Annotated in this window: 21 protein-coding genes; 6 read left to right on the top strand and 15 right to left on the bottom strand. The window is 47.4% G+C overall.

All coding sequences use genetic code 11. The features are described 5' to 3' along the window. Positions 1 to 137: 137 nt before the first annotated feature. From E0D71_RS16190 to nrdR, 7 genes are all read right to left on the bottom strand, one after another. Positions 138 to 434 (bottom strand): YkgJ family cysteine cluster protein, encoded by a 297-nt coding sequence (locus E0D71_RS16190; RefSeq protein ID WP_133004357.1) that lies wholly within the window; start codon positions 432 to 434, stop codon positions 138 to 140. A gap of 71 nt (positions 435 to 505) precedes the next feature. Further along, positions 506 to 1789 carry an MFS transporter gene (locus E0D71_RS16185; RefSeq protein WP_133004356.1) on the bottom strand — a complete coding sequence of 428 codons (1284 nt, stop codon included), beginning with the start codon at positions 1787 to 1789 and terminating at the stop codon, positions 506 to 508. A gap of 442 nt (positions 1790 to 2231) precedes the next feature. Further along, positions 2232 to 2732 carry a transcription antitermination factor NusB gene (nusB, locus tag E0D71_RS16180; RefSeq protein ID WP_133004355.1) on the bottom strand — a complete coding sequence of 167 codons (501 nt, stop codon included), beginning with the start codon at positions 2730 to 2732 and terminating at the stop codon, positions 2232 to 2234. An 8-nt stretch (positions 2733 to 2740) separates the two neighbouring features. Beyond that, a complete protein-coding gene (ribE, locus tag E0D71_RS16175) occupies positions 2741 to 3217 on the bottom strand; it encodes a 6,7-dimethyl-8-ribityllumazine synthase (protein WP_133004354.1) in 477 nt (158 codons plus the stop codon). A gap of 11 nt (positions 3218 to 3228) precedes the next feature. Continuing rightward, the gene (ribBA, locus tag E0D71_RS16170) at positions 3229 to 4371 is read right to left on the bottom strand and encodes a bifunctional 3,4-dihydroxy-2-butanone-4-phosphate synthase/GTP cyclohydrolase II (RefSeq protein ID WP_133004353.1); all 1143 of its coding nucleotides are present in this window, start codon (positions 4369 to 4371) and stop codon (positions 3229 to 3231) included. A 166-nt stretch (positions 4372 to 4537) separates the two neighbouring features. Continuing rightward, the gene (ribD, locus tag E0D71_RS16165) at positions 4538 to 5704 is read right to left on the bottom strand and encodes a bifunctional diaminohydroxyphosphoribosylaminopyrimidine deaminase/5-amino-6-(5-phosphoribosylamino)uracil reductase RibD (RefSeq protein WP_133004352.1); all 1167 of its coding nucleotides are present in this window, start codon (positions 5702 to 5704) and stop codon (positions 4538 to 4540) included. Then, complete coding sequence (nrdR, locus tag E0D71_RS16160) at positions 5701 to 6201, bottom strand: transcriptional regulator NrdR (protein WP_133004351.1); 501 nt, start codon at positions 6199 to 6201, stop codon at positions 5701 to 5703. Before nrdR ends, ribD begins: the two co-directional genes overlap by 4 nt. 284 nt (positions 6202 to 6485) lie before the next feature. On the opposite strand from nrdR, the gene E0D71_RS16155 reads away from it, so the two are divergent. Then, a complete protein-coding gene (locus tag E0D71_RS16155; RefSeq protein ID WP_133004350.1) occupies positions 6486 to 7391 on the top strand; it encodes a DMT family transporter in 906 nt (301 codons plus the stop codon). A gap of 129 nt (positions 7392 to 7520) precedes the next feature. Then, the gene (gene ettA / locus E0D71_RS16150; protein ID WP_133004349.1) at positions 7521 to 9182 is read left to right on the top strand and encodes an energy-dependent translational throttle protein EttA; all 1662 of its coding nucleotides are present in this window, start codon (positions 7521 to 7523) and stop codon (positions 9180 to 9182) included. 131 nt (positions 9183 to 9313) lie between these two features. Here the strand turns inward: ettA and E0D71_RS16145 are convergent, their stop codons facing one another. The 4 genes from E0D71_RS16145 to E0D71_RS16130 form a co-directional block, all read right to left on the bottom strand. Then, on the bottom strand, positions 9314 to 9616 hold the full coding sequence (locus E0D71_RS16145) for a DNA-binding transcriptional regulator (protein ID WP_133004348.1): 303 nt from the start codon (positions 9614 to 9616) through the stop codon (positions 9314 to 9316). Then, positions 9609 to 9950, bottom strand: a complete 342-nt coding sequence (locus E0D71_RS16140; RefSeq protein ID WP_133004347.1) for a type II toxin-antitoxin system RelE/ParE family toxin — start codon at positions 9948 to 9950, stop codon at positions 9609 to 9611. Before E0D71_RS16140 ends, E0D71_RS16145 begins: the two co-directional genes overlap by 8 nt. A 299-nt stretch (positions 9951 to 10249) precedes the next feature. Next, on the bottom strand, positions 10250 to 10915 hold the full coding sequence (locus tag E0D71_RS16135) for a DUF2971 domain-containing protein (protein WP_165943022.1): 666 nt from the start codon (positions 10913 to 10915) through the stop codon (positions 10250 to 10252). Positions 10916 to 11229: 314 nt separating this feature from the next. Further along, positions 11230 to 12189: a DMT family transporter gene (locus E0D71_RS16130; RefSeq protein WP_133004345.1), complete on the bottom strand. Its 960-nt coding sequence runs from the start codon at positions 12187 to 12189 to the stop codon at positions 11230 to 11232. Between the two features lie 134 nt (positions 12190 to 12323). Here E0D71_RS16130 and E0D71_RS16125 point away from each other — a divergent pair, with 134 nt between their 5' ends. From E0D71_RS16125 to E0D71_RS16110, 4 genes are read left to right on the top strand one after another with little or no spacing between them, the layout of a single operon-like run. Then, on the top strand, positions 12324 to 12800 hold the full coding sequence (locus E0D71_RS16125) for an Lrp/AsnC family transcriptional regulator (protein ID WP_133004344.1): 477 nt from the start codon (positions 12324 to 12326) through the stop codon (positions 12798 to 12800). A gap of 37 nt (positions 12801 to 12837) precedes the next feature. Next, positions 12838 to 14079, top strand: a complete 1242-nt coding sequence (gene codA, locus E0D71_RS16120; protein WP_133004343.1) for a cytosine deaminase — start codon at positions 12838 to 12840, stop codon at positions 14077 to 14079. After that, a complete protein-coding gene (locus E0D71_RS16115; protein ID WP_133004342.1) occupies positions 14080 to 15474 on the top strand; it encodes a DUF2868 domain-containing protein in 1395 nt (464 codons plus the stop codon). Positions 15475 to 15476: 2 nt separating this feature from the next. Continuing rightward, the gene (locus tag E0D71_RS16110; protein WP_133004341.1) at positions 15477 to 16892 is read left to right on the top strand and encodes a DUF3482 domain-containing protein; all 1416 of its coding nucleotides are present in this window, start codon (positions 15477 to 15479) and stop codon (positions 16890 to 16892) included. 17 nt (positions 16893 to 16909) lie between these two features. On the opposite strand, the gene E0D71_RS16105 is transcribed toward E0D71_RS16110, so the two are convergent. The 4 genes from E0D71_RS16105 to E0D71_RS16090 form a co-directional block, all read right to left on the bottom strand. Beyond that, positions 16910 to 17632 (bottom strand): 1-acylglycerol-3-phosphate O-acyltransferase, encoded by a 723-nt coding sequence (locus E0D71_RS16105; RefSeq protein WP_133004340.1) that lies wholly within the window; start codon positions 17630 to 17632, stop codon positions 16910 to 16912. A 132-nt stretch (positions 17633 to 17764) separates the two neighbouring features. Next, positions 17765 to 20062, bottom strand: a complete 2298-nt coding sequence (locus E0D71_RS16100) for an EAL domain-containing protein (protein ID WP_133004339.1) — start codon at positions 20060 to 20062, stop codon at positions 17765 to 17767. A 401-nt stretch (positions 20063 to 20463) separates the two neighbouring features. Then, the gene (rlmF, locus tag E0D71_RS16095) at positions 20464 to 21453 is read right to left on the bottom strand and encodes a 23S rRNA (adenine(1618)-N(6))-methyltransferase RlmF (protein ID WP_133004338.1); all 990 of its coding nucleotides are present in this window, start codon (positions 21451 to 21453) and stop codon (positions 20464 to 20466) included. 70 nt (positions 21454 to 21523) lie between these two features. Then, positions 21524 to 22456 carry a LysR family transcriptional regulator gene (locus E0D71_RS16090; protein WP_133004337.1) on the bottom strand — a complete coding sequence of 311 codons (933 nt, stop codon included), beginning with the start codon at positions 22454 to 22456 and terminating at the stop codon, positions 21524 to 21526. Positions 22457 to 22462 lie beyond the last annotated feature (6 nt).

The following is a 22462-nucleotide window of genomic DNA, read 5'->3' as shown; positions in this document are numbered from 1 at the left end:
AATTACAGCCCCATATCTGCTTCATACTGATCTTTATAGAGGCTGCCATTGATCCGTAAAGAGGATACCCCATTGGCGCGACAGCTGCGACTCGAAAACGCGCAAAGCAGGTTGTGGATCGTTACTTTGATTCGGCGTTAACGACCTAAAATCTCAGCCCTTTCATCCAAACACTCATAGGAACCCATCTCGAATTCTCGGCAGATCCAAGGACGATTTTCATAGATGGTACACATTAAGGTTTCACGGTCGACTGCCGAACACCAACCATCGTCTAAACGCAGCATGGTTTCAGCGCCCCATTCATCCACAGAAATGTGTTTTTCAGGAACGCCAGTATCGGTAATGATCATCACTTCTAGACGACAGCAACAGGCCTCGCAATTGGAGCACGAGACTTCAGGGACGGTGACATTTTTAATCGGAATGGTCATTGCTATCTATCGTTAATATAAGTCGCCCTATAATACTGCAAAACGTCAGCAATTTATCTAACACTCTGATGCTAACCGTCTTGATCACGCTCTTCTTTTTCAGCTTCAGCTTCGGCTTCACTGTGCTCAACCGCCCACTCCCCAGCCGCTTCTACTGCGACCGCCGTCGCTGTTGGTAACACGCCCAAATAACTGTCGGTTTCTTCGACGGGCACCACAACCCCTTGTTGCGTCATGCAATACAAGGCATAACAAGCGATGGCGGCAAAGGTCACCGCCAGCACCAACCAGAACACAAAGGGGCCAAACGTTTGCATCATCCAACCACTAACGAGAGGCCCGCCGATGGCACCCAACCCAAAGGTAAACACCAAACCGCCTGACGCTGCTGGCATATCATCGGTGGATAAGGAGTCATTTGTGTATGCAAGAAACAGCGAATAAAGCGGCACAGTCACCCCACCAGAAAAGAAAGCGGTGACCATTAGCACCCAAAAAACATCGCCAAAATACCAGCCCATCACACAAAAAATGCCGCCAACACAAGACAAACCAAGGATTAACTTACTCCGATCCACCCGATCAGACAGCCATCCTATGGGGTATTGGAGAATAAGCGCACCGACAAACAAGACAGCCACAAACAGAGCAATATTGTTCGCCGTCATACCAATTTGGCTACCAAAAACGGCCCCCATCCCTGTTTGCACCGCGTACGCTCCACCCAACAGAAAAATACCTACCGTCCCTAATGGGGATCCAGCAAAGAGCGTAGCTAAAGACATTGGCTTGGTTACTTCCACAACCGGCACCGATGTGACCGATAACAGAATCGGCGCAAAAGAAATAGACACCAATATAGAAGCACCAATAAAGAGTGCAGAATTGCTCGCATCACCAAAGCCTAATAATCCTTGAGCACCGATAACACCAAGCGTTTGGGCAATCATGTAAGCTGACAGCACCTTACCTCGTGTGTCATTACTCGCGGCGGCGTTCAACCAGCTCTCTGCCACCACATAAATACCCGACATACAAAACCCCAACAGCAAACGCAATATCGTCCAAGCCCAAGGCTCTGCGAGCAACGGCAAAGCAATCACACCGGCGGACATAAAGCTGCCAAGCGCCGCAAACACTCGCACATGCCCAACACGAAGAATCAATAAAGGTGAAAAACGAGCGCCTAATAAAAACCCCATATAATAGCCAGAGGTGATAATCGCCAGCTCCGCCGCTGAGAAGCCTTCGATTCCGCCACGCAATCCAATGAGCGTGAATTGCATACCATTGCCCAACATAATCAGGACAATACCCAGCAACAAAGCCCAGACCCGCAATAAGACTTGAACCATAAACATCCCTATCAACACGCATTTGATTTATAAACAATGGCTCGTCTTTAGCACCTGGTGAACAGGCTAAAAACGTAATCTATCACCGTCGATGCAACCACTAAGGGGACGTCAAAAGACCATTTATCCTAGTGAAGGTGGCATTTTTCAGTCTATAACCCACATCTAAAAGCACATCGACTCACACCGCCATTATCTTATCTATTAACGCCATCCAAGACGTTAAGAGAGCCCGTTATTGACGCCTTATTTTACCGCTTGTCCCTAAGGCAAGTGTTGGCCATAAAAAAGCCCCCGCACGATCACTTTTCAGTCATCCTGCGGGGGCTATTTGCCATTTTATAATGGCGTTATCTTATTGACTCACATCGCTCATACAGCATCAAAACGGGCAAGGCGATCGTATTATTACCCACGCCCACCATGACCATAAGACGATATTTTAGCTATTACGACGTGCGGCAATTTCTTCGCGACGAACACGCTGGGCAAGCTTATCAAGAATACCATTTACGTATTTGTGGCTTTCTGTCGCGCCAAATCCTTTCGCCAGCTCAACGCCTTCGTTGATAACAACACGATATGGAACATCCAAACGCTCAGATAACTCAAACGCACCGATGCGCATCACGGCAAGCTCAATAGAGTCTAGTTCGCTCAAAGAACGGTCTAGCAGCTCTTCAAACAAATCATCTAGTTTTTTCGCACGGCTAGTCACGCCTTGCAACAATTCACGGAAGTAGGCCTTATCACAATCGCTCATGTCTTGGTCTAGGGTGAACTGTGTTTCGATCTCACTGACAGCGGAATGATTCATCTGCCATTGGTAAATCGCCTGTAATGCCAAACGACGAGAAGCACTGCGCATTTGAGAACGTGAAGGTTTTTTCGCCTTACGTTTCGGTGCTGGGTTTTGGTCGTTTGTTGTTTCCACTTCGCTCATTTTCTGCCTCAGTTATCCAGACTACGTAGGACAGCCACGGTTTCTAGGGCAGAAATTGCTGCTTCTGACCCTTTGTTACCCGCTTTTGTGCCCGCACGCTCAATCGCCTGCTCAATGGTATCTACGGTCAACACGCCGAAAGATACCGGAATACCATATTGTAGCGCTAATTGGCCAAGGCCTTTCACACACTCACCAGCCACATATTCAAAATGTGGCGTACCACCGCGAATGACCGCACCTAATGCGATAATGGCATCGTGCTTTCCTTGGTCAGCCACTTTTTTTACCACCACTGGAATTTCAAATGCACCAGGTGCACGAACAATGGTTAAATCTTCTTTGCGAATACCGTGACGCACTAATGTGTCCACAGCACCTTCTAATAAACTTTCAACGATGTAGCTGTTAAAGCGACCAACGACAAGCGCAAATTTCGCTCCTGGTGCTGAGAAGTTACCTTCGTAAGTAGTAATATCGTTCATTATCATCTCTCTTAATCTTGTTTCACGGCTGCATTGTCTGCACCCGGATAAGGAATAAATTCAACCGCTTCTAAATCGAAGCCCGTCACCGAAAATTTCTTCGGTGAGCTTAATAAACGCATTTTACGAATACCAAGGTCTCGCAAAATTTGTGACCCTGTGCCGACTGTCAAATAGGTACCAGAACCACTTTTATCTGGTCCTTTTCCAGCTGGAGGAGATAACGACGCTTCGAAGCTGCTCGCTAAATCATTCGTTTTCTCTGGGCTGTCGATCAACACAACCACACCTTGCCCAGCGTTACCTATGTATTCAAGTGATTTGCTCATCGACCAACGTGGTTCGTCTGATTCACAAATAATGCCTGCGAAATCACGCGCAGGATCGGCCACATGAACACGCACTAAACTCGGCTCATCATCTTTAATCTCACCTTTCACAAAAGCAAGATGCGATAAGCCTTGAACGGTATCACGATAGGTAATTAGGTTGAATTCGCCCGCTTCAGTTTGCACGGTACGCTCGTTTTCACGAACCACTGTGGTCTCATTCAGCGTACGATAATGTATCAGGTCGGCAATTGTACCAATTTTTATGCCGTGTTTCTCGGCAAACTTCTCTAAATCTGGTCGACGCGCCATAGTTCCATCATCATTGATTATTTCAACGATCACAGAAGCCCCTTCATAGCCTGCCATACGAGCCAAATCACAGCCTGCTTCGGTGTGTCCTGCACGGCTTAATACACCACCAGCACGTGCCATTAATGGGAACACATGACCCGGCTGAACAATATCAGAGGGTTTCGCGTTCGCCATCACGGCACGCTTAACCGTCAAGGCTCGGTCTGCCGCAGAAATCCCTGTCGTGACGCCTTCTGCCGCTTCTATCGAGAGGGTAAAGTTGGTCGCATAAACCGTGCCGTTGTCATTCACCATCAAGGGTAAATTCAGCTGTTGGCAACGCTGCGGAGTCAGCGTTAAGCAGATCAGGCCACGGGCATGAACCGCCATAAAGTTAATGATTTCTGGAGTAATGCATTCTGCTGCAACGATCAAATCGCCTTCATTTTCGCGGTCTTCATCGTCCATCAAAATAACCATTTTACCCTGACGGAAATCGGCTAAAATTTCATCTACACTATTTAACGCCATGTTTTTCTCACTTCTTATTCATGGTTGTCGTTGTATGTATTTTAAAATACGCCAAGGCGTGACCTAATGGAGACGCCCAATAAACCCTTGTTCTGATAAAAAAGCCCCACGGATTCAGCGAGTCTTTTCTTTGCTTCATCGTGCTTATCGTCGAAAACTGGCCAGCTTACTCTTGAGGTGCTTCGTCTAAGTCGCTGTCATCTTCTTCAAATTCTAAATATTGAGGCACATAGACCAAACGCAAATCTTGACCTACTTGACGCACTGAGGTTAATTCTAAATTCAGCGCTTCATCCATCTTATCTAATGGTAGTTGAAACATAGGTCGAGCGGTTGACCCCAGCAATTTAGGCGCCATGTAAACCACTATTTCATCGACCAAACCGGCTTGTAAAAAGCCACCAGCAAGCTCAGCACCGGTTTCCACCAGCACTTCATTAATGCCCGCGTCGGCCAATTGTTCCATGGCATCTAGCAGATCCAAACGACCGTCATCACCACGGGGCGCAAAACGCACATTCACGCCTTTCTCTTGTAAGACATCCAAGTGCTCAGATTCCACTTCATCTTCCAACACAAACACACAGGCTTGCTTCGTTGGGTAGAGAATTTTGGCTTCTGGAAGAATCGACAAGGCCGTGTCCATCACAACACGTAGCGGCTGGCGAACCCGTTTTGCTTCAATCGCCTGATCAGCCTCATTAATACGTACCGTCATGCTTGGGTTATCAGCCAAGACAGTGCCTATACCGGTAATAACCGCATCGCTTTGCGCTCGTAAGCGCTGCACATCTTGACGAGCCTCCGCGCCGGTAATCCATTGGCTTTCACCGGATTCCATCGCGGTGCGACCATCGACGCTCATGGCCAATTTCACTCGAATAAAAGGCAAGCCTTCACGCATACGTTTAACAAAGCCTGGATTCAATGCTTCACATTGTGCTTCTAACACGGGTCCTATGACGTCAATGCCTGCTTTGTTTAGTTTAGTCAGCCCTTTTCCTGACACCGCAGGGTTAGGGTCTTGCATGCCGAAAACCACGCGTGCCACACCGGCTTTCACCAAGGCGTCGGCACAGGGTGGCGTTTTGCCTTGATGACTACATGGCTCTAGCGTCACATACGCCGTCGCACCGGCCACGTCTTGTGTGGCATTCGCAATCGCATTCACTTCGGCATGACCTTCACCAGAGCGAATATGGTAGCCCTCGCCAATCAACTCATCATCTTTCACCAGAACACAACCCACCCTTGGGTTTGGGTGCGTGGAGTACAGACCTTTACGGGCCAGTTGCAGCGCTTTCGCCATCCAATATTCGTGGTTATAGGTCATGATTTCTTCTCTTCTTTCAATACAGGGGATGGTTGATCGTCGTCGTTGTTGCTTTCTAGATGATCAATAGCATCGCGGAATTCACTAATGTCTTTAAAGCTTCGGTACACGGAAGCAAAACGAACGTAGGCCACTTGATCAAGACGCTGTAATTCGTCCATCACCGCCTCACCGGTCCAACGCGATGGTAACTCGCGCTCCCCTGTCGCCTGCATTTTTTCCATGATCCGAGTAATGGCGGTTTCTACTGCTTCAATACTCACTGGACGCTTTTCAATGGCTTTTAAAATACCACTGCGTAATTTTTCTTCGTCAAAAAGCTCTCGGCTACCATCGCTTTTGATTAACTTGGGCATCTGTAACTCGGCCACTTCAAACGTAGTAAAGCGCTCCTGACAATGGCTACAAGCACGTCGACGGCGCACTTGAGAACCTTCTGAGACTAGGCGGGAATCTACAACTTTGGTATCTTGCGTTCCGCAAAATGGACATCGCATGGCGTTTCCAGAATGACTGTAAAAAAGGATGAAAAAGCCGCCTGAACGGCTCTATTTTCTAACCAGAATAATACCAACCTCACTTTAATATAGCTACCAAACGACACACAAGCATTCCCCCATACAGTGATTTGGGTCATGGCTCTCGCAATGCTGGCTTAGCCTCCAATGAGTACTTTAATTAAGAAGCATTGGATTTATAAACTGAGACCTTTGTACAATGCGATAAATACAATAAAGGCGCTTAACAAAGCCTCTCATAAGCATTTTAATAAGGACATGACATGCCTTTCGCGGAATTATCTGGGCTCGTCGCAGCACTGTGCTGGACCATCTCTAGTTTAATGGCCCCTAGATTGATTGGCCGCTTTGGCACCATGCGATTCAACACCTTTCGAATCCTTACCGCCAGTACTATTTTGCTCTGTATTAGCCTCCTCACCCAGCGCTTTGACCCTTCTTTGTGGGAACATAAAAACAGCGTTATGTTGTCGGGCATATTAGGCATTTTCTTGGGTGACACCTGCTTATTCAGCGCGGTTCACCGGCTTGGCCCTAGACGCGCGGGCATCTTGTTTGCGACCAACGCTCCTATCTCGATTTTACTAAGCTGGTTGTTTTTAAATGAAACACTGACCCTATGGCAACTCTTCGCTTGTGGTTTAGTACTCACCGGTGTCGTCATTGCTATCCTGTTCGGCAGACGTACTCAAAGCCATGACTGGGAACAGACCAAAGGTCGTTTGAGTGTGGGCATCTTGATGGCATTAGGTGGCGCCTTAGGCCAAGCCAGTGGCGCCTTGCTCAGCAAACCCGCACTGTTGGATGGCGCAGACCCGATTGCCGTCTCAGCACTTCGCGTTTCCACTGGCGCCATTGCTCTGGCGCTTGCTTACGGCCTTTACTACCGTCATCGCTTACCGGCGACGGCGCTTTCTTTTCAACAACTGACGTACAAAGATGCGCTGGGCTTAATGACGATCGCGATTGTTGGCATGGTCATCGGCATGAGTGTTTTGGTTTGGGGGATCGGCCATGCTGACGTGGGGCTCGTGACCACGTTATCTGCCACAGTGCCCGTGCTGATCTTGCCGGGGCTTTGGATAACGACCCGACAAATACCTTCTTTTGGTGCTTGGTTAGGGGCAATTTTAGTTGTTATAGGAGCCTCTCTGATTATTCTGCATTAGGGTCAGCTGTGCTATCCTTAGCGCACTTTGTTTTATCAGCACCCCTGGTTTTTAACGGTTAAAAAATCGCCGTAAAAACGAGGCGTGTTTCGTCTATTCATTCATCTATTTCAGGATTATTACTCGCTTATGGCTCAGTTTGTTTACAGCATGAACCGCGTAGGGAAAGTCGTACCTCCTAAACGCGAGATTCTTAAAGACATCTCTCTTTCTTTCTTCCCTGGCGCCAAGATTGGTGTATTGGGTCTTAACGGTTCTGGTAAATCCACACTGCTTCGCATCATGGCAGGCGTAGACACTGAACATAACGGTGAAGCTCGCCCAATGCCGGGCATCAAAATCGGCTACTTGGAGCAAGAACCTCATCTTGATCCAGAAAAGAACGTCCGTGGCATTGTTGAAGAAGCCTTTACTGACGTTATTGAAGCGATGGCCCGCTTGGATGCCGTTTACGCGGAATACGCAGAGCCAGATGCTGACTTCGATGCGCTAGCAAAAGAGCAAGGCCAACTTGAAGCCTTGATCGAAGCGAAAGAAGGCCACAACCTAGAGCGCGCGCTTGAAGTTGCCGCCGACGCCCTTCGCTTGCCGCACTGGGACGCGAAAGTAGAGCACCTTTCTGGTGGTGAACGTCGCCGTGTTGCCCTTTGTCGTCTATTGCTAAACAAGCCTGACATGATACTTCTCGACGAGCCTACCAACCATTTGGATGCAGAATCCGTGGCTTGGCTAGAGCGTTTCTTGAAAGACTACCCAGGCACAGTGGTCGCCATTACCCATGACCGTTACTTCCTAGACAACGCAGCGGGCTGGATTCTGGAACTTGACCGTGGTCACGGTATTCCATACGAAGGCAACTACTCGTCTTGGTTGGAGCAAAAAGACGCTCGATTGGCCAGCGAAGCGAAGCAACAAGCTTCTCACCAAAAAGCCATTAAATCGGAACTTGAGTGGGTTCGCCAGAACGCCAAAGGTCGTCAGTCTAAATCCAAAGCACGTTTGGCTCGCTTCGAAGAAATGAACTCTCAAGAGTTCCAAGATCGTAACGAAACCAACGAATTGTACATTCCACCAGGACCACGTCTTGGCTCTAAAGTCATCGAAATCGAAGGCGTTAGCAAAAGCTTCGAACACAAGATGCTACTAGAAGACTTCAACATGGTGGTACCGCAAGGCGCGATCGTTGGTGTTGTTGGTGGTAACGGTGCGGGTAAATCGACGCTGTTCAAAATGATCGCAGGCATCGAACAACCCGACACAGGCACAGTCACCATAGGCGAAACCGTACAGCTTGCTTACGTAGACCAAATGCGTGAATTGGACGGTGACAAAACCGTCTTTGAAGAAATCGCTGACGGCCAAGACATGATCACGGTTCACAACTACAAGGTGCCGTCTCGTGCTTACATTGGTCGCTTTAACTTCAAAGGGTCTGATCAACAAAAATTGGTTAAGCATCTGTCTGGTGGTGAGCGTAACCGTTTGCACCTTGCGAAATTACTTAAAGAAGGCGGCAACGTATTGCTACTGGATGAGCCGACCAACGACCTTGACGTAGAAACCTTACGTGCACTGGAAGACGCGCTATTGGCCTTCCCAGGCGCCGCGATTGTTATTTCCCACGACCGTTGGTTCCTTGACCGTATCGCCACACACATCCTAGCGTACGAAGGCGACTCTAAAGCCGTCTTCTTCGAAGGGAACTACGCAGAATACGAAGCCGACTACAAACAACGTACCGGTAACGACGCGACACCAACTCGTATCAAATACAAACGTATTGATGCGTAATTAATTCTATTTAATAGGATTGCTTGGTACAGAAATGAGAAGCCGCTTTCAGAAATGGAAGCGGCTTTTTTATTGGCCTTCATGAACACTTGGAAGACAAAAGGGGAAGGTTCTGGTTCGGTGTATAAAATTTAAGCGATCGCTTCGATTCCATTTTTCTCAGCCAGCGACAGCATTTTCAGCGCAGCACCTCTAGGCTTGCTTTCGCCTTGTTCCCATTTTTTGACAAGTTTATCGCTGACGTTTAAGTATTGAGCAAAAACAGGTTGGGAGAGGTTGTTAGCCAGTCGCAGTTGACGAACTTTCTCAGGCGTAAATTCATGGATAGACGTGAGGCACAATGCATCAAACTTACGCATAGTCGTTTTGTCTATCACACCAGCTTTGCTTAGCCCTTTGGCCGTTTTATGTACAGATGTTAAAATATCACTCATGATCCTCTCCTTTCCCACTAGCACCGACTGTCGTTAATTCACCAGACAAGATCAGGCGATCTATCTCTTCCGAATCGAAAGAAATAAAAGTTTGAGCCAACTCTCTAAGTGCGAGTTTTTCTTGATGAGAAATATTTGCTCGTTGATTCTTGGCAAATGCATATAAGAAGAAGTACTTCTCACCAATAACCGCACCAATCAGAGTACGAAAGCCTCCACTCTTACCTTTATTTCCTGACGCAACTCTCTTTTTATAAAGCGATCCGCCCAAGTCCGCATCGATCAAACCTCGCTTTATTTCGTCACATGCCTGAATCAAATCTGCATCAGACATGCCTTCTTTCTTAGTTAAAGAACAAAACGCTCTTGTCTTATAAATAAAAGTATACCCTCCTTGGGTAGTATTTCAACAATACTCTACACATCCTGTGTTTGTTTTATCTTGCCATCTATTTCACTGTAGCACTCTTTTAGACACTTCAACTAAGCACCTTAAAAGCCGATCGCTATGGCTCAAGTTATGCGTTTGCAACGCAGTGCGATCGTGTAGGGTTAGAAATGAGAAGCCGCCTTCAGAAATGGGAGCGGCTTTTTAAGACATAAAGAGGGTGGTTTTATCGATTTTTGAGGGGGTTAGAGGAAGAATTTTCCGATCTGGATCTTAAAACTGTCTTTTTGTACGAACGCGTATTCTACTTTGTTTAACAGCCCTAAGTTTCCTAGCACGCTCAGTAAGACGGTTTCATCGCAGCTCTCCATCCGCTCGCCGATGATGATTTTAGACAAGGACTTCTTATCATATTGCAGAGAGTCGGATTTTTCCGTTATAAAACGATATTCCCTTTCATTCTCAAATTCTTTCGGCTTTTGGAAAAAGAGGTTTCGATACATGTTTTTGTCGCGCAAAACCTCATGATCAACACCGGATAGCGGCTCTGGCCCTTGGTCGCTAGACAAGGGATCTAACAAGGTTCTACCCGATTGATAATGCACATCTCCATTGAATAAAACGGCACTCTCTATGCTTGAAACAAAGCTGTCGAAGCCAAACACCAAACAGAAACCTTTTAATTCATTGCCGTAATGCGCCCACATAAAAGGGGAGTTTTCTATTTGAGAAGGCTCCCCTTTCGTCATACTAAGAATGCCAAATTTTTTTAAATCTTTACTGTGCCCCTCTAAAGCAAACATGCCTTCTGTTGGGTCATTTAACTGATCAGTTCTGGCAAAATATAGGCTATGTTTGATTAACCCTTCTAACGAAAGGTTATTGATCGTTTGAAACTTATATAGATTCATCCAATACTCCATCGATAACTTTTGATGTGCTCGGCCATCACATCAATGTCTTTTTCAGCCAATGACAGTATTTTCAGCACAACATCTTGAGGGCATTCGCCTTGCCCCCATTGTTAACGCGCTTGTCGCTAGCATTTAAGCATGGTGTAGAAAACGCTGGCGACCGTTTGTTGATGAGCCTTAAAGCCTTGACCTACCCTAGGATGAAACCATAAATACAAGTAAGGCATCAAATTTACGCAGAGTTATTTCCTCCCGATAGACATTGCTTTAACCAGCCTACCGGTCATAGAGTCGTAATAGTGGCGGTTTGATCACGGCCGTTTTTTCAAGATGCCACTGGCGATAAGCACGCCGACGCTCACAAGAACTAAGCCAACAATAGCGTAGCTGGTAATGGCCTCGCCTAATACTGGAATGGCAATAAGCGCAGCGAGAACTGGCGTAAAGGCACCGATGGCCGCCATGTTTTCGGCCCCCAACTTATGAATGGCATACCCATAGGTAAAACCAGTCAGCAATCCCACCAGCAAACTTTGCACCAGTATCTGTCCTGCTAACATATCCCACGAAGCATCTGCCAATCCGCTAGACACCATTCCTGTGGCGTACATAAACAAGAGAATCACGGTGGACGATAATCCCATTAACGCGGTGGACACTAAGGGTGGCAAACCAGCAATGCGAAGGCTTACGGTATATATAGCCCAGAAAACACTGGCGCCCAGCAACATTAAATCCCCTATCCAGGTGCCTGCTGGTGCGGTAAACAATGATAAAACCATTAATACCACGACGCCTGCACACACAAAACTCAAGCCAATTTTACGCGCAGGGCTGACCTTCTCTTGATAAAAAAGCACCGCCAACAAGGTGACAAAAAACGGATAGGCGCCGAGGATCAATAAACCGGCATGGGACGCTGGTGCGTACTTTAGCCCTGTGGCGCTTAAATAGAAAAATGGTAATCCGGCACCACAAATAATGCCTAATAACAGCAGCGGCGATACCGCTTTTACTTGCCCGCGAGCGCGCCAAAGAATCGGCCACAACAGCAATGCCGGTGGCGAAAAACGCAATATGCCCAGGTCAAAGGCGGTTAATGAATTGGTCATGCCAGCACGCATACTGACCAACCAAGATGCCCAAATCAAAATGCTCACCAAGGCCGCTAATAAGCCAAGGCGAAAACCCCACCCGGTCGCGTATTGTTTGTATTTTGGAGGCTCGGCCGCCACGGTTTGTTGAGACTTTTCTAGGTATATTTGTGACATAGCCACCTCACGGAAATCGATACGCCATTATCTGTGCAGAACCGTGAGCATGTCCTTGCTATTACCCCTTATAAAAGGCTACTTTTTAGCATATAACACCCTAATACAATCTATAAAATATGAAGTATGCCAATATGGACAAAACCGATCTTGAAATCCTGTCTCATCTTCAATCCGATGGCCGCCTAACCAATGTGGCGTTAGCAGAAGAAATCCACCTCTCGCCGTCCCCTTGTTTACGTCGCGTTAAGCAATTAGAAGACGCGGGCGTCATCGAGGGCTATCACGCTCGTATTGATCGCCAAAAAGCCGGATTTTCAATGACGGTATTTGTTGAAGTGCGCTTAAAAAGCCACACAGACGACAAACACATCGCTTTTGAAAATGCGATTTTAGAGGTCAGCGACATCATCAGTGCCCACCTTGTTTCTGGCAGCGCGGATTACCGTTTGGAAGTCGTGGCGGTTGATCTACAAGACTACGAGCGCATTTTAAAAAAACTACAATACTTGCCTCACGTAAAAGACATTCAAAGCCATTTCGCCATTCGCACGGTGAAAACCGCAGCACCTTTGCCTTTAACAAAAGCATCAGGTAAAACAAAGGCATAGTCTGAATAAAATACCGTCAGCATAATGGAGTATGGATATGAGAATCATCAATGCACGCTTAAGACAAAAAACCGAGCTCTATACCATAGAGATCGAAAAAGGTCTGTTTTCTGCCATTAACGCGCAAGACAAGTCACTCGCCGCGAGCGAAGGTGACATTGATGCTCGTGGGCAGCTGTTGTGCGCGCCATTTGTAGAGCCTCACATTCATCTTGATGCAGCCTTAACCGCCGGCGAACCAGAATGGAATCGCAGCGGCACCTTGTTTGAAGGCATCGAGCGCTGGTCACAACGCAAGCCCATGCTCAACCGTGAGGATATTCGCCGCCGCGTTAAAGAAACCTTAGCCTTATTGATCGACAATGGCGTGCAGCACATTCGCACTCATATCGACACCACAGACCCTTCACTGATTGCTATGCGCACCCTATGTGAGCTGCGCGACGAGCTAAAAGACGTATTAGACATTCAAGTGGTGGCCTTCCCGCAAGAAGGCATTCACTCTTACCCAAATGGCGAAGCTTTAATGGCACAAGCCATGGAAATCGGTGCCGACGTTGTCGGTGGAATTCCGCACTTCGAATACACTCGAGAGCTGGGCGAAAAGTCCGTTAAAACCCTGATTCAATTAGCGCTGAAGTACGATCGTTTAGTGGATGTGCATTGCGATGAAATCGACGATCCAAATTCGCGCTTTTTGGAGTTTCTCGCGCACGAGGCAATGCAAGCTGGGATTGGCGATCGAGTCACCGCAAGTCACACAACCGCGATGCATTCTTACGATAACGCCTACTGTTCAAAGCTATTCCGTTTGCTCAAGCATTCCGGCATTCATTTTGTCTCTTGTCCAACAGAAAGCATTCATCTGCAGGGTCGCTTTGACTCCTACCCAAAACGCCGCGGCTTAACCCGTGTTAAAGAGCTCACCGCGGCAGGAATGAACGTCGGCCTTGCGCAAGACTCCATCTTCGACCCTTGGTATTCGCTGGGTAATGGCAAGCTGTTACGCTCGCTGGATTTCGGCCTGCATATCTGCCAAATGATGGGCTATGACGATTTTGTTCGTGCTTTGGATTTTATTACCGACAACAGCGCCAAACTGATGCAGCTGAAAAACTACGGCATTGTTGAGGGGCATCCAGCCAATGCTATTTTGTTAAGCGGCGAAGACGATTACAGCGTACTGCGTAACCAAGGTGAGGTACTATTGAATCTGCGCCATGGCAAAATTTTGATGCAACGACAGCCTTCCACCGTTACTCAACGAGTCAGCTTGTAAATGTCTTTATCGTCGCCACACAAAACAGATCCACTTAACGCACCAAAAACAGGTCTTTCACAACGTGCGCAGTTATCCATTGCCGCTTGGTTGGAATCCAACACACAGTTTCGCTTACCCAACCAAGCAGCGACTTTAAAAGGGGCTCTGCAATCGCTGAGCGCCTCGCCACAAGAGAAAAGTTACCTAGCGCAAGCGGAGCAATTAAGACGCTATTTTATGCGCGGTTTGTTGCTGCTTTTTGCACTGACCTTTGTCTTAGGTTTGCTGGCTGTGCCACCTGCTTTTGCGGTCTCAGCGTCTGGTAAGGTGAATATTTTCTGGTTGCTGATCGTCATGCTGGGGTTTCATGGAATCAATCTCGCCATCTGGTTTATTGGTATGTTGGCGCTGGGACGTTCATCGAACCAATCGAAAGGCATTGTGCTCAGCACCCTTATATTCCTGAACCAAAAGATTAGTAAGTATTCACATATAAACACGGACACCAGTTCGGCATTTTGGCATTGGCAGTGCCCTGCTCATTCTAATCGTTGGCTATTAAGCACTATTTCACATACTGCTTGGCTGAGTTATTTACTCGCGGGCTTTCTTATGACCCTGCTGCTGTTGCTCACCAATCAGGTCAATTTTGTTTGGGAAACCACACTATTAGACGACCAACAGTTTCTTTGGCTCACGCAACAACTCAGTATTCTGCCAAATTTATTGGGGATCACAGTCCCCAATCAAGTCGACATTCTTGCCAGCCGCGTCGACATCATTTCTCAATCCGCCAGCACCAGACAGCACTGGGCTAGCTTACTGCTCGCCAGCTTAATCTTGTATGGCGTATTGCCGCGACTTTTACTGGGTGTTATTAGCCTGCTTATGTATCGCTTGAAACGCGTAACCTTACCCAAAACAACACAAGAGCAAGCCATTGAGCGCCGCTATCAAGAACACGCCAATAGCCACATAATCGATAAAGAAACGCTCGATAAAGCAAAAACACAACGCCACACAAGCGCGTCCAATGCTCACCAGCAAGTTAGACTAACCGTCCTTCCCCAAGAGGCTCTCAGCCAAGTATGGGGATTGTTTGAATGGAGCCAAGCCGCGCCAACTTGCCTCGCCGGAGCCAGCCTTGTCACCATGCTCAATGATGCCAGCCAACAACACGCCTTTTTAGCAACACCTCATCCACAGCCGATGTACATTCTGGTGGATGGCGAGCACAGCCCTGATCGTGGCTCTCGGCGCTTTTTATTAAACGCGATCACCTCACACCCTGATGTCTCTTTAGTCATAGCGAATGGACAGAGCGCCCCATTTGCCACCGATTGGCAACGTACAGGGCTGGAATCTGGCATTCATCCAGAGCGTCTTTTTCGCCTAATGGATGATAAGGAGTAACTGTGTCGATTTCTCTTTTGGTAGTGGGTCATGCAAATACAGGCAAAACCTCTTTGATTCGTACCTTGCTGCGCCAACAATCGTTTGGTGAAATCAGCAATCAAGCAGGCACCACACGCCATGTAGAAAGCGCGGTGCTCACATTGGCCGGAAAAACCCTGCTTACCTTGACCGACACCCCAGGCTTTGAAGATTCTATTGGCCTTTGGGAAGCTCGCCAAAAAGCCCCATTCGCCGCCTACCAAGGCGCAGATTGGATCGCCCCTTTTTGCCAGAGCCACTTAGCCAATGATGAGTTTGAGCAAGAGGCTAAAATTCTCAAACAATTGGATCGCTGCGATATCATTCTGTACGTGGTGGATATCCGCCAAGCACCATTGGGTAAATACCTCGACGAACTGACACTGCTCGCCAGTGCCAGTAAACCCATAGTACCGATTCTAAATTTCAGCGCGGCGCCCAGCGCGCACTTAGAGGCATGGCGAAAAGTGTTAGCGGCTCGCCACCTTCATGCGGTGGTACGCTATGATTCGGTCGCCTTTTACTTCGAAGATGAAAAACGACTTTACCAGAGCCTACAAAGCTTGATGCCCGACCATTACAACGACATTGACGCCCTGCTTAAAAGCCGTGAAGAAGCCGCACAATCACGTCGAAGCGCCGCCATTGAATTACTCGCCAACTTACAAATCAATGCCGCAAGCAGTCGTAAACGCTGCGCTCAACACCCTCCTCTGGCCTCCGATGTGAGCGAGTTTGAAAACCAAATCAGACGCTTGGAAAGCCAATTTATTCGCGCCTTATTACAGCTATATGCGTTTCGAGAAGAGGATGTGTTACCTGATAATTTTTCTATTCAAAGTGGTGCCTGGCAGCAAGATATTTTTGCTCTAGACACGTTAAAAGAATGGGGACTAAACACTGGGGCTAGCGCGATGACCGGCGCCGCGATTGGGGCTGGAATCGATGTGATGACCGGTGGTTTATCATTAGGTGCCGCCACCACTATAGGCGCTATTTTAGGCGCGTCTTGGCAAACCAGTCGTCACTATAAAGACACCTTAAAAAGCAAACTCACAGGACGCCATTACCTGTGTGTTGAACCCGCCACATTGGGTGTGCTCTGTTTGCGAGGACTCGCGCTTATTGGTCACCTTGACCAACGAGGACACGCATCACAACAAGCCTACTACTTAGACACAGCGGCTCTGAACAACACAGCGTCAGACAAAAAAGAAGCACAAGAAAAGCACGTTAAACGCTTAATCGAGACGTTAACACCAATCTGGAAGAACGCTCAACAGCACCCAGAGTGGGCGAGTCAAGAATTGGCTGCTGACCACGCGAGTAAACAGGCGCTTATTCAGGTGCTCACCGACACGCTGCGTCAGAGCAGCTGGCCAAAAAGAACAGCTTAATAGCCAGCGCTCGTCATCTAGGCGTTGTTCTTGAGCTCGTCGTCTAGGCGCTGTTTTGTTTCGTGCATGAGCGTTTCGCACTGCTTCACCAAATGCACGACATCGGTCTCATGCAACCCTTCGGTGCTGATCGGTGGCAGCATTTCAACAATCACTTTGCCATTGCTCCAACGGTTCACCTTCACTTGTTCGTGGGTATTACTGCACACGATGGGAATAATAGGAACGCCAGCTTGTACCGCCGCATGAAATGCCCCTCGCTTAAACGGTAACCAACCTCGACCTCGGCTGCGAGATCCCTCAGGAAACATAAAAATAGACAATCCGGTGGTTTTCATCCCCGCCACGACTTGATCGATGGTTGCGATGGCCTTCTTTTTGTTCTCACGATTGATCATGATATTGCCGCTAATCCAATACAAGGCGCCGAAAAAAGGCACCCAACGTAAAGAGCTTTTGCCCACCGTCACAGCGCCTTTAGGAAACACCACAGGCACAGTAAAAAGGTCAAAATTGTTTTGATGATTAGACACATACACAGCTTGAGGAACCGACTTTGAGGCATCTGCCATTCGACCTTCTACTGATAGACCAAACAAGGGCGCGACTCGAATAAAAATTTTGCTAAGGTGATAAACCCGATCTTTAGACCCCAACCTAAAAGCGCAATAAACCAGCCCCCATAAGGTGACGCCGATAATCAGAATCAGTAATAAAATCATGCGTATTAGAAACAACATATGCGAACTTACCTTGCCCTCAAAAATAAATACAACCAAACCACATTGGCGCAACTCAGACGCTGCTACTCTTGCTAGTTGTTATGAGCAACCGCCCTGATTGCTCAGCCATCAAGGCGGCACAACGATCTGTTAAGCAGGCTGAAACGCTTGCTGCCATTGTAGAAAATCGTCTGCCATAAGTGGTTTAGAAAAATAATAACCTTGTATTTTATCACATTGATAATGCTCAAGAAGCGCAACACCTTCGATATTCTCGGCGCCTTCTGCGGTCACTTGGAAGCCCAAACTGTGAGATAGTTCAATCGATGCTTTCACAATAAACTCATCCCCCTTGTTGGTATCAATGTATTGAATAAATGCCCGGTCAATTTTCACTTCATTGACCGGCAATTCGCGTAAATACGCCAATGAAGACTGTCCCGTGCCAAAATCATCAATCGCTAAATGAATCCCTAACGACTGCAAACCGTTTAGTACTTGAATGACTTTATTACGGTCTTTCATGACCGCACTTTCTGTGACTTCTAACGCCAACGCTTCCACAGGCAATTCGTTTTCTTTCAGCGCCTGCTCAATAAACTTCGGCAACTGCTCGTTGACCAAATCATGGGCTGATAAATTAATCGCCACCCGAATTCTATGCCCATCACGCCACCATACTTGCAACTGCGACAATACCGTGTTGATAACCCAATGGGTCAGCAACTGAATATTGCCAGCCTGTTCTAACAAAGAAATAAACTCATCGGGTGGAATAAAACCTAACTCAGGATGCTGCCAACGCACCAAAGCCTCGGCTTCGTTACAATCCTTCCCAGCCACACCCACTTTTGGCTGATACACAACAAACATTTGCTGTGATTCCAGCGCGGTGGATAAATCGCCGATAATGCGCAACTGGCGCTGATGACTCTCATCTTGGCCTGTTTGGTAAAAGGCAAAGCCTGCTGACTCTTCTTTGGCTCGGTCAACGGTGATGTCCAAACGGCGCATCGCATCATTGACGCTGGTAATGGTTTCTTCAAAAGGCAAAATGCCCACCGCGACCGACAAATGCACTTCCGAACCTTCTACGATAAAGACCGGATCAAAACAGGCGCATAAAGAGTGACATTGCTCAGGTGTGATGTCGCTTTCAAACACTAATAAAAACTGATCTCCCGCGATACGAGCCTGCATCACAGCGTGACTCGCCCAACCGAGTAAACGCTCTGTCACACTGAGTAATAATGCATCTCCGTTATCAAACCCCAACATATTATTAAGGTCTTTGAAATGACGAATATCCACTAGAACTAAGCAGCCATTTTCACGAGGCAGCGTGCTTGCTAGGTGCTGCTCAACAGCGTTTCGGTTATACAATCCAGTGTGCAAATCGTGCAACGCTCGATTGGTCAGCTCCTCTTCGCGCAACGCGATCGAACTTTGCATCGACATCATGGTATTGGATAGCACGCAAAACTCTCCCGTCACCGCCGGGGCTTTTGCGTCGCTGCCGACCAAACCAATTTGCCGAGCGAATTCGACTAAACGCTCAATCGGCGCGGTCAAGTTTCTCGCCAGTAAGATACCAACCAACAATGCCAGCGCCAGCGCCCCAGTAAAGATCAACAACAATTGATTGCGCGCCCGATTGTAGCTTTCAAGCCAGGGTTTATAAGGCAGATGCAAAACACCCCATTGATCCTTAGCGGTTAAATGAATGCTCAACGAAAGGTATTTATCCGCATTGGTAAATTGTGGCTTTTCCGACATGCCAGCAACATCTTGTATCTCTTGAAATAAGTCGTATTTGTCTTGCTCGGGCAAGGTGGAATAGCCAGAGAAATCTTGCCCACCATTCGTGTCGCCTAAAAAGCTAATATCCAGCCCTGTGACCGCCTTGATTTGTTCGGCTAATTTTTTATCCAATAAAAAAGTCATGCCCACCCAAGCAATGGTATTCGGGGCTTTAATTGGCACCAGAACCAATTGATAGGCTTGGCCGTCAAACGAAATCATTGTGTTGATGGCAGCCCCACCAGAGCGGCGTGCGGATTGCACTAAACGCGTCACTGTCTGGTCGATATTAAGCTCTTTCGTGGCGGCGATAATCTTGCCATCGGGCGCAATAAGCAAAGACACATCGGCGCCAATACGAGCGCCGTGATTCGCAAGAACAGAACGAATTGTGCCAATCTCTTGAGTAGCGACCGCTTGTTTGAAACCAAAGTCTGACGCTAAAATTTTTACGCCTTTGGTTAACTGGTCCGCTCGGCTGCCTAACGAGAGATCAAACACATTTTTCGCTACGTCTATCGCCTGAACGCCTTGCTTGTAATTGTCTTCTTTTAACGAGCTAAGCACCGCCACTGCAGTTCCTAACTGAACCATCGCAAGCAAGCCCAACAATAAAGCAATTAACCGCGACCGAAAGCTGGTTAACATCTATGTATATTCCCTTCTGTAAGCATCAATATATGCCTTATTAAACAAGCGAAACCGCCAAGAGTTCACCACACTACCCACCCCACCACGAACAGGGTTAAACCATTCTCCCGTGGCGCATTAATGACTTAATTAGAAACTATCCTTTTTTCGACCATTGATCTATCCCTCAGGTTCAATAGAAGCGTCATTAAAAAATCTCCGCCAAGATAATACTATTAAGAAATGAAGCGAGCCGCCTTATTGGAGGCATGATTGATGTGGGTAAGACATTGTTAATAAACAGTAAATGGAAAGTGAGCGCAGTTACCATAAAAACTAACGAGGCCTTCTTAGGAAGGGGCTACATGTGAGGCTATTTCTACAAAGAACATCAGCCGCATTCGCACCTTCCCAAGAGGTTAAGATTGCCAGTGGTTGTCTTGCCAGTAATCTATTTGATCGTCTTGTAAGAAACTCCACGCCACGAAGCGGCTTATTTTTTGCCCTTGGGCCATTTCGATGGTTTTTACTTGTCGGGCGCCGGCTTCTTTCAAAGCACGGTAGATAGCATCAAGATTGCCTTGTCTTGCCACCAAGGACGTAAACCAAAAACAGCGATCCGCATAGTGCGTGCTTTCTTTGATCATTCGAGACACAAAACCTGCTTCGCCGCCCTCACACCATAATTCAGGTGCGGTGCCACCAAAGTTCAATACTGGCTTTTGATTGTTAGTCACGACCTTGCCTTTTACACCGCGCCACTTACGGTTTGACTCACTCTGCATAGCGGCTTCGCTGGTATGAAAAGGCGGGTTACAAAGCACCACATCAAAACGTTCTTTTTCTTTCCAAATGCCGTCAAATAACTTGGCTGCATTGTGTTGCAAGCGAGCACTGATGGCGCCTTTTAAGCAGGCATTGGATTTAATAATGGTTTCGCAGGTTGCCACAGCAATAGGGTTAACGTCTGAACCAACAAACTGCCAGCCATATTCTTGATGACCGATAATAGGATAAACGCAATTTGCTCCCACACCGACATCAAGCGCCCTGACACTTTTCCCTCGAGGAATAACGCCATGGTTACTGCTCGCCAGCAAATCGGCCAGATAATGTATGTAGTCTGCGCGACCCGGAATAGGCGGGCAAAGATAGCCTGCTGGGATATCCCAAAATGCCACACCATAAAAATGGCTTAAGAGAGCACGATTTAACGTTTTGACAGCATCAGGATTAGCAAAATCCACCGACTCATTGCCATATTGATTTGGCTTAATGTAATGAGAGAGTTCAGGACAAGAGTCCGCTAACAACGCAAAGTCGTACCGAGCTTGATGTGGATTGCGTGGGTGCAACTCAAGCTTATTAGTGCGTCGTCCCTTTGATTGTTTGTTTTTCAATGCCGCCATAATGTTGTCGATTTGATCAAAACGTTAGTATAACTGAGTTTGTCTTTAAGGTGGACTAACTAGATCCCCTCTAATCTGCAGGATACGGTATTAAGGTCTTAACGACGCGTTCGCAAATACCTCTAAACCAAATAACGCCTGGGTCATTTTGTGCCGATCTCGGCCAGCTCAAGTAATAATCTAGAAAGGGAAACTCCATCGGTAAGTCTTTTATCACCAACCCAAACTGGGCGCTAAAACGTTCTGGTAATAGACCGCTGTTGCTCATTAATAACGAGGTTCTGCCCACAGTTTCCAACGCGGCCAACATATAAGGAGTGCGAAAAGCAAAATGCCGCTCGCGGGCGCGCTCACCTAATAAGGCGTCGCTTACCACTGGGTTAGACCCTCCTAGATTCACTAAAACATGCGAGTGCGCCAAATAATCCTCTATGGTGATGCTGTCTTTGCTCGCCAGCTCATGATTAGCCGACATAATACAACGAAACTTTTCACGCCCTAATAGGACTTTTTCAAAACGCTTTGGCAGATGTATGTAGTCACTGCATAAGGCGACATCAATAGAATGCTCCGCTTGATTCAACAAGCTAGATTCTGTCAAGGTGCTGGCCTCTAACGAAGCGAATGGAGCCTCTTGATAGAACTGCTCAGCAATGGCCGGCATATAGGCTTGCGCTTGGTAATGCGTGGTTTGAATACGAAAGGTTCGATGGCTACTTTGCGCTTGGAATTCAGACGAGGATCCCAAGCCCACCATTTGTTCTAGCATCTGCTTTAAGGGGGCTTCTAATGCTAAGGCTTTTGACGTGGGCACCATGGCCCTTGAGGTACGGATAAACAAAGGATCGTCAAACGCATTGCGTAGACGATTTAACAGGCGACTCATCGCCGATTGGCTTAAAAATAATCGCTCTGCAGCACGCCCAACATTACGCTCTTCCAGCAAATACAGAAGCCCTGTTAGTGATTTCAAATCCAAATGCTGTAGCGCGCTGGGGATCATAAGCTA

It is taken from the genome of Marinomonas sp. KMM3893 (genome assembly GCF_004352855.1).
GTDB lineage: Bacteria > Pseudomonadota > Gammaproteobacteria > Pseudomonadales > Marinomonadaceae > Marinomonas > Marinomonas arenicola.
This window is presented reverse-complemented; position numbering and strand designations above follow the sequence as displayed.

Excerpts from the sequence above, each read along its gene's own strand:
- ribBA (WP_133004353.1), bottom strand. The coding sequence starts at position 4,371 with ATGGCGTTAAATAGTGTAGATGAAATTTTAGCCGATTTCCGTCAGGGT.
- E0D71_RS16100 (WP_133004339.1), bottom strand. The coding sequence starts at position 20,062 with ATGTTAACCAGCTTTCGGTCGCGGTTAATTGCTTTATTGTTGGGCTTG.
- E0D71_RS16105 (WP_133004340.1), bottom strand. The coding sequence starts at position 17,632 with ATGTTGTTTCTAATACGCATGATTTTATTACTGATTCTGATTATCGGC.
- E0D71_RS16185 (WP_133004356.1), bottom strand. The coding sequence starts at position 1,789 with ATGGTTCAAGTCTTATTGCGGGTCTGGGCTTTGTTGCTGGGTATTGTC.
- E0D71_RS16115 (WP_133004342.1), top strand. The coding sequence starts at position 14,080 with ATGTCTTTATCGTCGCCACACAAAACAGATCCACTTAACGCACCAAAA.
- E0D71_RS16140 (WP_133004347.1), bottom strand. The coding sequence starts at position 9,950 with ATGTCTGATGCAGATTTGATTCAGGCATGTGACGAAATAAAGCGAGGT.
- ribE (WP_133004354.1), bottom strand. The coding sequence starts at position 3,217 with ATGAACGATATTACTACTTACGAAGGTAACTTCTCAGCACCAGGAGCG.
- ettA (WP_133004349.1), top strand. The coding sequence starts at position 7,521 with ATGGCTCAGTTTGTTTACAGCATGAACCGCGTAGGGAAAGTCGTACCT.
- E0D71_RS16135 (WP_165943022.1), bottom strand. The coding sequence starts at position 10,915 with ATGAATCTATATAAGTTTCAAACGATCAATAACCTTTCGTTAGAAGGG.
- codA (WP_133004343.1), top strand. The coding sequence starts at position 12,838 with ATGAGAATCATCAATGCACGCTTAAGACAAAAAACCGAGCTCTATACC.
- nrdR (WP_133004351.1), bottom strand. The coding sequence starts at position 6,201 with ATGCGATGTCCATTTTGCGGAACGCAAGATACCAAAGTTGTAGATTCC.
- E0D71_RS16090 (WP_133004337.1), bottom strand. The coding sequence starts at position 22,456 with ATGATCCCCAGCGCGCTACAGCATTTGGATTTGAAATCACTAACAGGG.
- rlmF (WP_133004338.1), bottom strand. The coding sequence starts at position 21,453 with ATGGCGGCATTGAAAAACAAACAATCAAAGGGACGACGCACTAATAAG.
- E0D71_RS16190 (WP_133004357.1), bottom strand. The coding sequence starts at position 434 with ATGACCATTCCGATTAAAAATGTCACCGTCCCTGAAGTCTCGTGCTCC.
- ribD (WP_133004352.1), bottom strand. The coding sequence starts at position 5,704 with ATGACCTATAACCACGAATATTGGATGGCGAAAGCGCTGCAACTGGCC.
- E0D71_RS16155 (WP_133004350.1), top strand. The coding sequence starts at position 6,486 with ATGCCTTTCGCGGAATTATCTGGGCTCGTCGCAGCACTGTGCTGGACC.
- E0D71_RS16125 (WP_133004344.1), top strand. The coding sequence starts at position 12,324 with ATGGACAAAACCGATCTTGAAATCCTGTCTCATCTTCAATCCGATGGC.
- E0D71_RS16145 (WP_133004348.1), bottom strand. The coding sequence starts at position 9,616 with ATGAGTGATATTTTAACATCTGTACATAAAACGGCCAAAGGGCTAAGC.
- nusB (WP_133004355.1), bottom strand. The coding sequence starts at position 2,732 with ATGAGCGAAGTGGAAACAACAAACGACCAAAACCCAGCACCGAAACGT.
- E0D71_RS16130 (WP_133004345.1), bottom strand. The coding sequence starts at position 12,189 with ATGTCACAAATATACCTAGAAAAGTCTCAACAAACCGTGGCGGCCGAG.